We start from the raw sequence: 14,148 nt of genomic DNA on the forward strand, positions 1-14,148 counted from the left end.
CAATCAGGGGGAAACTATTGGTCTATTTTTTGGTATTTGTGATTCTTTTTTACGTCACGGCAATTTCGATTTTTGTCAGTTCCAACAAATTGACACATATATATGATGATAGCTTTCAACAATTTCTGTTGCTTAACTCAATCTCACAACATTCGAACGAACTTTATGCGAATACACGAACGCTTGTAGTGGAAGCGGATTCAGATAAGTCGAATAAATATTACAACGTTAAAACCATCTTACAAAATGAAATGGAAAAAATAACGAATACTTTCTATGATATTGATCCGATCAAAATTAAAAACTACCAAAATCTATTGGAATCGTTCATATTGGAAAGTGAATTGACGGTTGGTTTCGTATTTCGGGATGACATTGAGCAATATACCTATCATTTGGAGCAAACGCATAATGCATCGGATTACATACAGGAAGCAACCCTCGAATTAATTGATCTTGAATTAACGGCGTATCAATCATTCTATCAGGACCTGCAAGCAAGGAATCATGCTTTTTTCTATTTTATCCTTTTGTTATTTGTTTCTACAATCATGTTGGCGATATTCTTTGCCTGGTGGTTTTCCAAAGGGATTACCAAACCTATTGATAAACTATCCCATGCAGCAAAAGAGGTTGCAGCAGGTAATTTAACCGGAAGCCCGATTACCATACGCTCCAATGATGAATTGCAATTACTTGGTGATACATTTAACAGTATGCGCACAAATATTCATTATCTGGTCGAGGAAATTAGGGATCAATCCGAAATGGACCGTCTTTTGAAAGATATGGAATTAAAACACTTGCAAAGTCAGATTAATCCGCATTTCTTGTTTAATACGCTTAATACTTTATCGAAAATGGCCTATTTGGAAGATGCGCAGTCAACATCAGCTTTGATTGATTCAGTGGCAACATTATTGAGGCACAATCTGGGGGATATTGATAGTCAGGTGACGCTTGGAGACGAGGTGAAGGTTGTAAGGGATTATTTTCATATTCAAAAGACCAGGTTTTCCGAACGGATCCAATTCGATATGTCAATCGATGAAACTTGTTTAGCAATTCAGATACCACGATTAACCCTGCAGCCGCTTGTAGAAAATGCTTTTATCCATGGGATTGAGGAAAAAGAGGATGGTGGCACCATCACATTGACAATTTTTCCATGTGGGGAAGACGTTGTCGTTCAAATACATGATGACGGTGTCGGTATGACAGAAACTAAAGTTAATGAGCTAATGTCACTGATGAAGCGTAAGGGTAGGCATGTGGGACATTCGACAGGAATCGGTTTAACTAATGTGATCCATCGTCTGCAACTATTCTATCAAAAGAACCATGTTGTGGACATTCAATCGGAACCAGGTCATGGCACAACCATTTCGCTGTTCCTTCCCAAATATAACGTGGAAACATAACCAAAGGAGTAGAATATATATGCGCATATTAATTGCTGAGGATGAATTACTCGAACGAAAAGCAATGGTAAAGTTTATCGCAGCGAATTTTACTGATTTGGAAGTTGTTGGAGAGGCGTCTAATGGAAGAAAGGCGATTGAATTAGCACGGCATTATAAACCTGACATCATTTTTATGGATATTAAAATGCCGGGTATTAATGGACTTGAGGCGATAGAAACGATCATCCATGAAACTGCTTCCGTCAAGTTTATTCTTGTTTCAGCATATGACTCGTTTGCTTATGCAAAAAAGGCGATGCAGTTTGGCATCAAGGAATATATTTTAAAACCGGGGAAAAAGGTGGATATCATTCAGGCGATTCGTCGGGTGCAAAAGGAAATTATCCGGGAACGAGAACAACTTGCGGAACAATCGCAAACTAATCAGCTGGTTAAGGAACATCTGTTGACCAAATTGATGAAATATCCAGTTGATGATGCAACCAAACGCCTTCAACAGCAATTTTTCCCACAACTGAAAAATGGATACTTTCTTGTAGTGCAGGCAGTTAATGAAATTTCATATGATCAGGTCAAACAAATCTTTACCTTTCATCTTCCCGCGTCCTTTATTATGCAGCAACAAGGGGATTGGTATAATGTTTGTGTTTTTTCGTCTGCAAAAGTAGATAAAGCGGTAATATTGCAGACGGCCAGAATGATTCAAATGACATTGGGCGGAAATAGCTTCATTGGTGCAAGTTATTCATATCCTGTTGATGATTTACCTAAGGCTTATCATGAAGCTTTTTCAGCCTGCTTTGAACTGGAAAAGGAGCAAAACCGCCACTACGGATTTTTTATGAGCAAACGAACCTATTTATCGATTAACCAACCAGTTGCTAAACTACTGGATTTGATCGAACGTTGTAATGACCAGGAAGCATTGCAGTTTTACAGGGATAACCTGGGTCAATTTACCGCCAACGACCGGGATGAAATATACATGAAGATAAAATCAATGTTGACCAACCGTGGGCTAACCGCGCCGGAACAAAGCTTATCCGATTTAACCACAACCAAGGACTGGGAAAAATTTATTACGGTTTGTTGTTTGCAAATGCAGGAATATCACCAATCAAAACAATATATGGAGAAAGCAAAGCAATTTATCAAGCAGCATTATCGGGACACTATAACCCTGGAAGAAACAGCGGATCAAGTGAATTTAAGTCCCAATTATTTTTCTAATCTATTTAAGCAGGAAGAAGGTGCTACATTCATTGAATACGTTACCCGGGTACGTTTACAGAAGGCAAAAGAATTACTGGAGGAAAATAGCTATTCATTGAAAGAAATTAGTGCATTGGTTGGATACAATGATCCCAATTATTTTAGCCGAGTGTTTAAGAAACATTATTCCAAATCACCGAAACAGTTCCAACAGGCTATTGGATCAAAGACATAAATACCGAAACCATAAAAAAATGAAGAGAATCGTAAAAATGTACAGAAATTCTTCCATCCAAATACTAAAGTTTAGATTTATAATTTGTGTAAGCGTTAACAAAGGGGAGGGGGAATCAATGGTGAAAAAGATGTATGGATTTATTTTATTTTCCGTGTTCGCACTTGTACTCGCGGCATGTGGTTCAGATGCGGATTCGTCAGGCAAGTCCAAAGATGAATCTGCATCTGATTCAGGTGACAGTGCCAATGATGAGGTAGAAATCTTTAGCTGGTGGACCGGTGCAGGAGAGGAGGATGGCCTGCTTGCGCTTATTGATCTTTTTGAGGAAAAACATCCGGATATTAAAATTAAGAATGCTGCTGTTGCAGGTGGGGCGGGTACAAATGCAAAGGCAGTATTGGCAACGCGCATGCAGGGGGACGATCCACCGTCAACTTTTCAGGTCCATGGTGGTGCTGAATTGAATGAAGGCTGGGTGGCGGCTGACAAAATGGAACCATTGGATGACTTTTATAAAGAGAACGATTTAATGGATAAATTCCCGGATGACCTGATTGATCTTGTCAGTAAAGACGGAAAGATTTACTCCGTGCCGGTTGATATTCACCGGGGAAATGTCTTGTTCTATAACATGAAAGTATTTGAAGAAAATGATATTGACGTACCAAAAACATTCGATGAATTTATCGCCGCTGCGGACAAATTGCAGGATGCCGGGATAACGCCACTTGCATTAGGGGATAAAGAAGGCTGGCCAGCAACCCAAGTATTGGAAAATATTTTGTTGGGTGTACTTGGTCCTGACGATTATAACAAGTTATTCGCAGGTGAAATCGAATTTGATGATAAGCGTGTCAAGAAAGCCATTGACCAATTCGATAAAATGCTTGATTACGTAAATGATGACCACGCTTCCCGTAACTGGCAGGATTCCGCTCAATTAGTAGCAAATGGGGAAGCAGCCATGATTAATATGGGTGACTGGGCAAAAGGGTATTTTAACAACGATCTGGATATGGAAACCAATAAAGACTTCGGATACTTTGCTTTTCCTGAAACAGATGGAAACTTTGTTGTAATCACGGATACATTCGGATTGCCACAAGGCGTTGACAATCCAGATAATGTCAAGGAATTTCTAAAGGTTCTTAGTTCTGTGGAAGGTCAAGACGCATTTAATCCGTTAAAAGGTTCCATTCCTGCACGGGTTGATGCAGATAAATCAAAGTATGATGAATACGGCAACGACGCCATGGATGATTTCAATGATTCACGATTGGTTCCAAGTCTTGCCCACGGATCAGCGGCTTCGGAAGGATTTTTAACCAAAGTCAATCAGGCAGTTAATATTTTTGTAACACAACGAGATGCGGATAATCTTATTCAGGCGTTGAAAAGCGCGGCAGCAGAGCTATAAGTGCGTGTTCAAAAGGAGGATAAAAAGGACCGAGAAGTTCAAGGTGGCGTAGCTTTGAGCACCGGAGTGTACATAAAAGGTACATGAGGAGTGGAAAAGCAAGCCAACGAGCTTCTTCAAAGGAAGGCCGACTAAAAACGGGCTTGCGCTCAGGCGTCGACATACCCCTTTTGCAGGGGCATGTCATTTTTACCGGACTTTTTGAACATCCTCTATAAACATAAGTAATTGGATGGAGGCTGTCTTATTTATGGCAACAGCCTCCAGATTTTTTGACTGATAAGCTTGGATCCTCTTGATAGGAGGCGATGATATGGAGAGAGAAATACAAATCAAGCGTAAGAAGCGGTTGACAAAGGATCAGTGGACAGCAATAGCTTTTTTAATTCCATCCTTTATATTGATTCTCATTTTTGTTTACGGATTTATCGGCTGGACCGGATATGTTTCATTAAGTAACTGGAATACGTTAGTTCCGGATTTATCATTTGCCGGATTGAAAAACTATATCTATTTATTTCATGATTTTCGCTTTCAGGCAGATCTGAGAAATACATTATTTTTTACCGTGCTATTTATTGCTCTGGTGATTGTGTTGGGAATGGGAATTGCTATTCTGATCGATCAAAAGCTTAAAGGGGAATCTATTTTCCGAAATATATTTTTATTCCCGATGGCTCTATCATTCATTGTGACCGGGGTCGTTTGGCAATGGCTGCTTAATCCGTCAACAGGGTTTAACCATTTCTTGAACATGGTTGGTATTGAACCGAAATGGTATACGGACACCAATGTGTTAGCCGGGTTTCAGTGGGGAAGCATTGAGTTCGGCTTGCCCGTTGCAATTATTGCGGTTGTTATTGCAGCGGTATGGCAAATGACCGGTTTTTCGTTGGCTATGTATTTGGCGGGACTCCGGGGCATTTCGGATGAACTTCGGGAAGCAGCACGCATAGACGGAGCGAGTGAATTTCAGGTATATCGAAAAGTTGTATTGCCTATGCTTATGCCAATTACAGTGAGTGTCATTATTATTATGGCCCATATCTCCTTAAAAATATTTGATCTGATCTACGCGATGACCGGATCTGGAGCCAATTTTGTAACGGATGTTCCTGGTGTCTATATGTTTGAGACAACGTTTAGAGGAAATTATTATGCAAATGGAGCAGCAATTGCTATTATCATGTTGCTGTTGGTCGCGATATTTATTGTTCCATATTTATGGAATAGTCGAAAGGGGGATCAATAGTGGCAGCATCCTATATTGGTAAATTCATTAAATACTTGATTCTCATCGTTTTGGCTATTTTATTTTTGATGCCAATCTACGTCATCATTGTCACGAGTTTAAAGCCATTGGATGAAGTATCACTTGAGCAAATGTGGGCATTACCAACAACGATTGATTTCAGCTCGTATGCCCAAGCTTTTACAAACCTGGCACCCAACTTTTGGAACAGTGTTTATCTGGTAATCCCTGCGACTTTATTGTCAGCTTTACTTGGTGCTATGAATGGATATGTGTTATCTAAGTGGAAATTTAAAGGGTCGAATACGATATTTACGATTATTCTTTTCGGCATGTTTATACCATACCAAAGTATTTTGATTCCATTAATCCAATTTTTACGGTCAATCGATTTATATAATACAATTTCGGGATTGGTACTGGTTCATGTTGTCTATGGTCTGCCAATAACTACGTTGATGTTTCGCAATTTTTATGCCAGTATCCCGGACACGATGATCGAAGCTGCAAAAATCGATGGTGCTAGTTTTTTGGGGATTTTCCGGCATATTATGATTCCCCTGTCGATCACGGGGTTTGTTGTTGTAGCAATTTGGCAGTTTACAAATATTTGGAATGAATTTTTGTTTGCTGTAACCATTACAACGTCAGATAAACAACCAATTATGGTCGCTCTGCAAAACTTATCCGGCAGTCAGATTGTTCAATGGAATGTGCAAATGGCTGGGGCATTACTAGCTGCATTGCCAACATTGCTTGTCTATATCTTTTTAGGTAAGTATTTTGTCAGGGGCTTGTTGGCAGGATCGGTGAAAGGATAGCTTACTTTCTGGGATTCTCTATGACGAGTAATAAGACTCTCACCCAAAAATTGTCTGGGTGGGAGATGAGAAATAGGTGGTATGAAAGTGAGGTTTGGATTGATTTATAGTTGGAAAAGCGCTGCAAACTCAAAGATTCCGCAGCGCTTTTGTTCTATCTACAATGCCTTGACCAGTCCACCATCAACGACAAGTGTTTGCCCGGTTACATACGTATTTGCCTGGGAACATAGGAAGACAACCATCTTGGCAAACTCATCCGGTTCACCGTAACGTTGCATGGGAATCGATTGTTCTGATTTTTTTCTTTGCTCATCCGGGTCCATGTTTTGCTTTTTCGCAGTGATTTGATCGAGACTAGTCACCCGGTCAGTCGCAATCCTGCCTGGCCCAATCGTATTGATTAAAATATTGTCCGCTGCAAGTTCCTGTGACAAGCTTTTGGCAAGACCAACAATCCCCGCCCGAAACGTATTGGACAAAATCAGATTGTCCAATGTCTGTTTAATGGATGAGGACGTGATATTAACAATGTGCCCGCTTTGTTGCTTTTTCATATATGGCAGTGCTTCACGGATTGCCCGGACAAAACTTAACAGGTTTAATTCAAATGCGTTTTGCCAGGCGTCGTCATCAAAATCATCAAATAAACCAGCAGGAGGACCGCCCGCATTATTGACAAGGATATCAATCGTTCCATGTTTCGCAGCTGCTTTCGCGATTAATTGTTTGATGGAATCAGGGTTGGTAATGTCACAAACTTGATAGTGAACATGCGCATTCCCTGTTTCTTTTTGGATCTCATTTTTTGTTTTCTCCAGTTCACTTTCATTCCGGCTGGCGATGAAAACATGTGCCCCTTCCTCCGCAAATAGGTGTGCAGTTGCTTTGCCCAAACCTTTACTAGATGCCAATACAACAACCGACTTGCCTTCAAGACCTAAATTCATGGAATGACCTCCAATCAAATTTTTACTTGTGTTTTTATTATGAAATGAGGTGGGACGAAATTCAAATGTTAAGCTGGATAACCTCTAAATTAACGTTGACATCCTCAAGCCTTCCAGATATAATTACCAGCAGAAACAATGGGTGAATACCTAACTATACTGGAGAGGTTCTTAGTTCAACCCTCTATAAAAAACTAAGGACAAAACATGTCATGATCCAAAAACCATGTGCCTTAGGGGACCATGGTTTTTTTATGGAGTAAAGGAGGATTTAACGTGGCAGGGCGCGATGATAATGACTTGACTGATCTTACTTTGTTAGGCAGTCAAGGAACAACATATGCCTTTGATTACACACCGGAAGTATTGGAGACATTTGATAACAAGCATCCGAATAGGGATTATTTTGTGAAATTTAACTGCCCTGAGTTTACAACGCTTTGTCCGAAAACTGGACAGCCGGATTTTGGAACCGTTTATATCAGCTATATTCCAGATCAAAAGATGGTAGAAAGCAAATCACTAAAGCTGTATCTATTCAGTTTTCGTAATCATGGGGATTTTCATGAAGACAGTATGAATATCATTATGAATGACCTGATTGATCTAATGGATCCGCGTTACATTGAGGTGTGGGGAAAGTTTACACCTAGAGGCGGTATTTCAATTGATCCATATTGTAACTATGGCAAACCAGGTACCAAATTTGCGCAAATGGCTGACCATCGGTTGATGAATCATGATTTGAATCCAGAGAAAATAGACAATCGTTAATTTGTATCAATTACTCTGGAAACCCCGCAAATCACTGCTACATATCAGTATTGGCGGCGATGGATCCGTACTGATTTAGCCGTATGAATGGCTGATTATTGGTGCCTGGGTCATCCTTGGAGTCATACGCTATAACGTGACTATTGGGAACAACGGCAAAAAGTATTCCAATAAACACATGGAGAAGGAATTGAATCGCGTTGCATGACAGATTTTGAGCGAACCGCGGTGAATCGTTGGTTCGCTTTTACATAACTAAAATTGCAAAATAATGATTCGCAATAGTTATTGCATTCAAAAAAGTGTTGATTTATAATATAGTTAAAACCACATTGACAGGTTCCAAAATGATTTTTTTTGCATTTTATATAGTAAGCACCTTTATTACTAAATTCCTTTTAGTGCGTATGTACAAAGCCCGTTTTATCTTGTGGACAAATAACAGGATAGGAATAAAAATGCAGAAGATGGTTTCCGTAAAACCGAAACCTAAATGAAATCCGGAAATGAGCTAAGAATTGTAAACGCGTTCATTCACTATCCTGTTGTTCAGCAAGTTATATTTGCTTGAGAGGATGGGATGAGGGATGTTAACATTTTCGGTTTCGGAGTTTAAGGAACGATTAGTGAAAACAAAACAGCGGATGACAAATGCCGGGGTTGATATTTTGCTGGTGACCGATCCAGCAAACATGAATTATTTAACAGGGTATGATGCCTGGTCATTTTATGTTCATCAGGTGCTTATTATCCTGATCGATGAAGAACAGCCGATTTGGGTGGGGCGTGGTCAAGATGCAAGTGCGGCCAGTCACACTACTTGGCTGGATGATGATCATATTATTCCATATGGCGATCATTATGTGCAGTCAACCCAGAGGCATCCAATGGACTTTGTTTGTGATTTGTTAAAAATGCGAAAACGAGATAAGCAAACGATTGCCGTTGAATGTGATGCGTATTATTTTACGGCTAAATGCTATTTGCAACTTGTGAAAGGTTTGCCAAATGCGACATTTAAAGATGGTACCAATATGGTTAACTGGGTTCGGATTGTCAAGTCGGATCAAGAAATCGCTTATATGAAACGAGCCGGCAAAATCGCGGAAAAGGCGATGCAGACCGCGTTTGACATGATGGATGAAGGGGTAAGAGAATGTGATGTTGTTGCAGGCATTGCTCATGCTCAAATAAGCGGCCTGGAGGATTTTGGTGGTGATTACCCAGCAATTGTTCCATTATTGCCAACAGGTGAAAAAACCTCAGCATGTCATTTAACGTGGACCGAGGATCGTTTTAAACAGGGGGATCCAGCGATTATTGAATTGGCAGGTTGTTATAAACGTTACCATTCACCATTGGCCCGAACGATTGTAATTGGTGTGCCGACTGAACGAATGCAGTATGTCGCGGACTGTGTCGTAGAAGGGTTAAATGCAGCACTGGATGCAGTCAAACCTGGTATAACCTGCGAGGAACTTGAAATGGTTTGGCGTAGAGTTATTGAGAAAAATGGTATTAAAAAAGAATCACGGATGGGCTATTCGATGGGATTGAATTACCCACCAGACTGGGGAGAGCATACGGCAAGCTTAAGGCCTGGAGATCGTACTATTCTGGAGCCAAACATGACTTTCCATTTGATCCCGGGAATATGGATGGAGAATATGGGTGTAGAAATTAGTGAATCATTCCGGGTTACCGAAACAGGCTGTGAATTATTAGCTGATTTTCCGCGTGAATTGATGGTGAAGCCGCATATCAGACTGGCATAATACGAAAGAGATTAGCCCCTCACTACTCTAATGCGTTAATGTAGTGAGGGGGCTAACCGCATATGTCCTTCTTACTCAGCTTTTATTTTGATTAAATTCGGCGGTGTCTTCCCATTCAAACCGGCTTCTAAATTATACGCAGCAAGTTCTGACATTTTTAGCTCGGTTTCATGTGTGGATGACCCAATATGAGGGGTGGTCACCACATTTTTTAATGCTAGTAGCGGATTATCTATAGCGACTGGTTCGGTAGCAAACACATCCAAACCTGCTGCGGCTATGTCGCCGTTTTGTAATGCCCGGATCAATGCCGGTTCATCAACTGTTTTTCCACGCGAGCCATTAATAAACATGGCAGATGGTTTCATCATTTGGAATTCCTTTTCTCCCATCAGGCCTTTCGTTTCGTTTGTTAATGGTGTAATCAAACAAACAAAATCAGCTTCACCTAATAATCCGTCAAGACTACGATAGGAAGCGGCGAATTTTTCTTCTGCTTCAGGTTTTCGGCTGCGGCTATGATACAAAATGTTCATATCGAAACCAAAATGGGCACGTTGGGCGAGTGCTTTACCAATACGTCCCATGCCAATAATGCCAAGGGTTTTGTGGTGAACATCTACTCCAAAATACTCGGGGCCGATTGCCTCTTGTTTCCATTCTCCATTTTTTACAAGCCGGTCAAGTTCCGGTATTCGTCTTGCAGTTGCGATTAAAATGCCAAAAATCGTATCGGCAACCGTATCATTAAGTACATCCGGTGTGTTGGTTGCCATGATTCCCCGTTTATTAAGTTCTTCTAAATCCAGGTTGCTATAGCCAACGGAAACATTACTAATAATTTTCAATTTTGGTGCTTGCTCCAACAATTCCCGATCAACCACCAATTCTAAGCCAATAATTCCTTCAGTTTCCTGTAAACAGGTTAAAAACGCTTTATCAGTTTTTGTGTCGATATCTTTAAAAAAGTGTACATCATATTTTTGTTGCAATGCTTCTAAGACAGGTTTTTCCACACGGTTATAAGCAATAACTTTCCTCTTCATACGATTCCTCCATTTCACACACCATCCTACCTTAAAAATAGCGATATTTTATCATGAAGTCAACACGCTAAAAGGAATATTTCAAATTATAGGATGTTGATTGACAATTTGAATAGTCTGAATTAATCTGAATATAATTGGAATAATGCTTGCTTGATGGAAAGGTGATTTGGAAATGGAAAAATCGGTACGTGACCGTGCAAGTGAACTAACACCCCAGTTGATAAAGTGGCGACGTAAATTTCACCAGTTTCCGGAATTGAGTTTTCAAGAAAAGAAGACGTCAAAATATGTGAAATCAGTTTTGGATGATATCCCTGGCATGCAAGTGGAGATGGGTGTTGGTTATCCTACTGCTGTTGTTGGCACGCTTTCCAATGGCTCAGGACCAACCATTGCCATTCGCGCCGATATGGATGCATTGCCGATTCAAGAGGAGAATGCCCACGCATATCGCTCAAAGCATGAAGGTGTGATGCATGCGTGTGGTCATGATGCCCATATATCGATTGGGTTGGGCGTTGCAAGTTTGCTTGGTGACAGTTTTCAAAACGGTCGCTTACAGGGAACGGTTAAATTCCTATTTCAACCGGCGGAAGAGAAAGCGGATGTCAAAGGTTCTACCGGTGCACCCTATCTGATCAAAGCTGGTGTATTGGATGATGTGAATAGCGTAATGGCACTGCATATGAACCCGGAAAACCCAGTCGGTGAGGTGAAGATTCACGATGGGTATAGTATGGCAAATGTCGATGTGTTTCAAGCGACAGTATATGGAACAGGTGGTCATGGCGCCTATCCGCACCTTGGAACAGACCCGGTATGGATGCTTGGACCGGTATTGCAGGCATTGCATGGGATCGTGGCTAGAAGAATTTCCCCGCTGGACGCCGCAGTCATTAGCATTGGCAGTATCACAAGCGGGTTTGCCAGCAATGTGATTCCATCCGAAGTTGTCGTGAAAGGAACCATTCGCAGTTACCACCCGAATGTACGAAAAAAGATTCATGATGAGCTTCAGAAGGCATTTTCATTAGTAAATGTTTTAGGTGGGGCATTTGATTTAACGATTACACCAGAGGATCCGGCATTGAAAAATGATCCCGCCGTTAATCAACACCTTCGTCAGGTCATCAATGATTTATATCCCGATTTCACCATTATCGATGCACCATTTGGGTTGGGCGGGGAAGATTTTGCCCATATGACCAAAGTTGTGCCAGGTTCCATGTTTTTCCTTGGGTGTGCGATTGGAGATGGTGTCCATCGTGAGTTGCATACGCCAACTTTTGATATTGATGAACGGGTTTTGCCAGTGGGTGTTGCGATTTTGACAGAAGCTGCAGAGCGATATTTGCGGATAACCTGAAGGAGGACAATTTTATGTCAAGTTCGCCGATAACGTTACGGGATATATGGAAAGCTCGTCAACGGATTGCACCCTTTGTACAAAAAACACCATTAATCTATTCCCCATCGCTATCAGAATTTGCTGGAACCTTGGTCTATTTAAAACTGGAAAATTTAAATGTTAGCGGCTCATTTAAAATCAGAGGGGCAGCAAATAAAATCCTTCATTTGACACCAGAACAGCAAAAACTTGGTGTAACCACATTTTCGACAGGGAACTTTGGTATGAGTGTTGCATACATGGCGGAAAAACTGGGCATCCAGGCAACCATTTGTATCTCTAACCGTGTTCCTAACGCCAAAATCAAACAGTTGCAGCGATCTGGAGCCCGGCTGGATATTGATGGCAAATCACAAGATGATGCCGAACAGCGCAGTTACCAACTGGAAAAAGAGCAGGGAATGACCGTGATTCATCCGTTTGACGACCAAGATGTCATTGCCGGTCAAGGAACAATCGGCCTGGAACTGCTTGACGATTTACCAGATGTTGATACAGTCATCGGTGGATTATCCGGTGGAGGGCTTCATTCCGGTTTGGGTGTTGCTCTAAAAGAAACCGATCCAACGATTAAGGTTATCGGACTATCAACTGCAAAAGGGGCGGCAATGCACGCTAGTATTCGAGCGGGCAAACCAGTTATCGTAGAGGAAGAGAATACCTTAGCTGACAGTTTGCTAGGCGGAATCGGTGTCAATAACCAGTACACTTTTAATATGGTGCAGCGATATGTGGATGATATTATTTTATTAAATGAAGATGAATTTGCCCAAGGGATGGCTTTTATGCTTGATAAGCACCGAATGGCTATCGAGGGAGCGGCTGCATCCGGGATTGGTGCGATTTTAAATCGGCGAATACAATTAGGTTCGCGTGTAGTCGTCATTGTTAGCGGGGGCAGTGTAGATACATCGGTTATATTAGCGATTACCAAAGCATATATAGAAGACGAAAAGGGGTGATTTTTGTGCATCATATGCTTTATAATGATCGAATCGTCAAGCGGGAAAATCTAGTTGATATTGAGGATCGGGGCTATCAATTTGGTGACGGGATCTATGAGGTGATCGGTGTCTATAACGGCACCCCTTTGATGCTGGATGAGCATATGGCACGTTTACAAAGGAGCGCTCGTGAAATACAATTAACTTTACCTTCTTCCATCAACCATTTGAAAAATAATCTACTGGAATTGGTAAAACAAAATGAGCTAAATGAGGGCATTATTTATATGCAAGTTTCCAGGGGGGTTGCACCACGCTGGCATCAGTTTCCGAATACTGAAGTTTCCCCGGTAACAATCGCTTATACAAGGGAGGAACCACGGGAGACCAATGTAGAGGACGAAGGAGCAACAGCGGTACTGACCGAGGATATCCGTTGGTTGCGTTGTGATATTAAAACACTTAACTTACTGCCAAATGTGCTTGCCAAACAAAAGGCAGTAGAACACCATGCGATTGAAGCGATTCTTCATCGGGGGAACGTGGTTACCGAAGCAAGTGCGTCCAATGTGTTTATTGTCAAAAATGGAGAACTGTATACCCACCCGGCAAACAACTATATTTTGAATGGCATCACCCGGCAAAAAGTTTTACAGTTATGTCACGACCTAAACGTAAAGGTAAATGAGAAACTATATACGGTTGATGATTTACTGCATGCCGATGAGGTGTTTATATCCGCCACCAAATTGGATGTTGTGCCGATTTTACATGTCGATGAACATATCATTGGTTCTGGAAAACCTGGTATGATTACGAGACAGATAATCGCTGCATTTCGTTCTTTCTACCAGCAAACAACGTAAGCTAACCCGATCTGGGAA

Annotated in this window: 12 protein-coding genes and 1 riboswitch; of the genes, 10 read left to right on the top strand and 2 right to left on the bottom strand. The window is 41.2% G+C overall.

The window, feature by feature from the left end; genetic code table 11:
- Positions 1-17: 17 nt before the first annotated feature.
- From O2S85_RS05580 to O2S85_RS05600, 5 genes are all read left to right on the top strand, one after another.
- Positions 18-1,421 carry a sensor histidine kinase gene (locus O2S85_RS05580; protein ID WP_269411708.1) on the top strand — a complete coding sequence of 468 codons (1,404 nt, stop codon included), beginning with the start codon at positions 18-20 and terminating at the stop codon, positions 1,419-1,421.
- Positions 1,422-1,440: 19 nt separating this feature from the next.
- Positions 1,441-2,871, top strand: a complete 1,431-nt coding sequence (locus O2S85_RS05585) for a response regulator transcription factor (RefSeq protein ID WP_269411709.1) — start codon at positions 1,441-1,443, stop codon at positions 2,869-2,871.
- Positions 2,872-2,989: 118 nt separating this feature from the next.
- Entirely contained in the window at positions 2,990-4,291 is a 1,302-nt protein-coding gene (locus tag O2S85_RS05590) for an ABC transporter substrate-binding protein (RefSeq protein ID WP_269411710.1), read from the top strand.
- Between the two features lie 313 nt (positions 4,292-4,604).
- Entirely contained in the window at positions 4,605-5,543 is a 939-nt protein-coding gene (locus tag O2S85_RS05595; protein ID WP_269411711.1) for a carbohydrate ABC transporter permease, read from the top strand.
- A gap of 68 nt (positions 5,544-5,611) precedes the next feature.
- A complete protein-coding gene (locus tag O2S85_RS05600; protein WP_269412485.1) occupies positions 5,612-6,364 on the top strand; it encodes a carbohydrate ABC transporter permease in 753 nt (250 codons plus the stop codon).
- 158 nt (positions 6,365-6,522) lie between these two features.
- On the opposite strand, the gene O2S85_RS05605 is transcribed toward O2S85_RS05600, so the two are convergent.
- On the bottom strand, positions 6,523-7,314 hold the full coding sequence (locus tag O2S85_RS05605; protein ID WP_269411712.1) for an SDR family oxidoreductase: 792 nt from the start codon (positions 7,312-7,314) through the stop codon (positions 6,523-6,525).
- A 158-nt stretch (positions 7,315-7,472) separates the two neighbouring features.
- Positions 7,473-7,518: riboswitch (PreQ1 riboswitch) on the top strand.
- A 72-nt stretch (positions 7,519-7,590) separates the two neighbouring features.
- On the opposite strand from O2S85_RS05605, the gene queF reads away from it, so the two are divergent.
- Positions 7,591-8,088, top strand: a complete 498-nt coding sequence (queF, locus tag O2S85_RS05610; protein ID WP_269411713.1) for a preQ(1) synthase — start codon at positions 7,591-7,593, stop codon at positions 8,086-8,088.
- A gap of 587 nt (positions 8,089-8,675) precedes the next feature.
- Complete coding sequence (locus O2S85_RS05615) at positions 8,676-9,863, top strand: M24 family metallopeptidase (RefSeq protein WP_269411714.1); 1,188 nt, start codon at positions 8,676-8,678, stop codon at positions 9,861-9,863.
- Positions 9,864-9,934: 71 nt separating this feature from the next.
- On the opposite strand, the gene O2S85_RS05620 is transcribed toward O2S85_RS05615, so the two are convergent.
- Positions 9,935-10,909 carry a 2-hydroxyacid dehydrogenase gene (locus O2S85_RS05620; RefSeq protein WP_269411715.1) on the bottom strand — a complete coding sequence of 325 codons (975 nt, stop codon included), beginning with the start codon at positions 10,907-10,909 and terminating at the stop codon, positions 9,935-9,937.
- Positions 10,910-11,084: 175 nt separating this feature from the next.
- Here O2S85_RS05620 and O2S85_RS05625 point away from each other — a divergent pair, with 175 nt between their 5' ends.
- From O2S85_RS05625 to dat, 3 genes are read left to right on the top strand one after another with little or no spacing between them, the layout of a single operon-like run.
- The gene (locus tag O2S85_RS05625) at positions 11,085-12,278 is read left to right on the top strand and encodes a M20 metallopeptidase family protein (protein ID WP_269411716.1); all 1,194 of its coding nucleotides are present in this window, start codon (positions 11,085-11,087) and stop codon (positions 12,276-12,278) included.
- Positions 12,279-12,292: 14 nt separating this feature from the next.
- Complete coding sequence (eutB, locus tag O2S85_RS05630; RefSeq protein ID WP_269411717.1) at positions 12,293-13,282, top strand: hydroxyectoine utilization dehydratase EutB; 990 nt, start codon at positions 12,293-12,295, stop codon at positions 13,280-13,282.
- A gap of 14 nt (positions 13,283-13,296) precedes the next feature.
- On the top strand, positions 13,297-14,130 hold the full coding sequence (gene dat, locus O2S85_RS05635) for a D-amino-acid transaminase (protein WP_367748391.1): 834 nt from the start codon (positions 13,297-13,299) through the stop codon (positions 14,128-14,130).
- The last annotated feature ends 18 nt before the right edge of the window (positions 14,131-14,148 follow it).

The organism is Lentibacillus daqui, assembly GCF_027186265.1.
In the GTDB taxonomy this organism is placed as follows: domain Bacteria; phylum Bacillota; class Bacilli; order Bacillales; family Amphibacillaceae; genus Lentibacillus_C; species Lentibacillus_C daqui.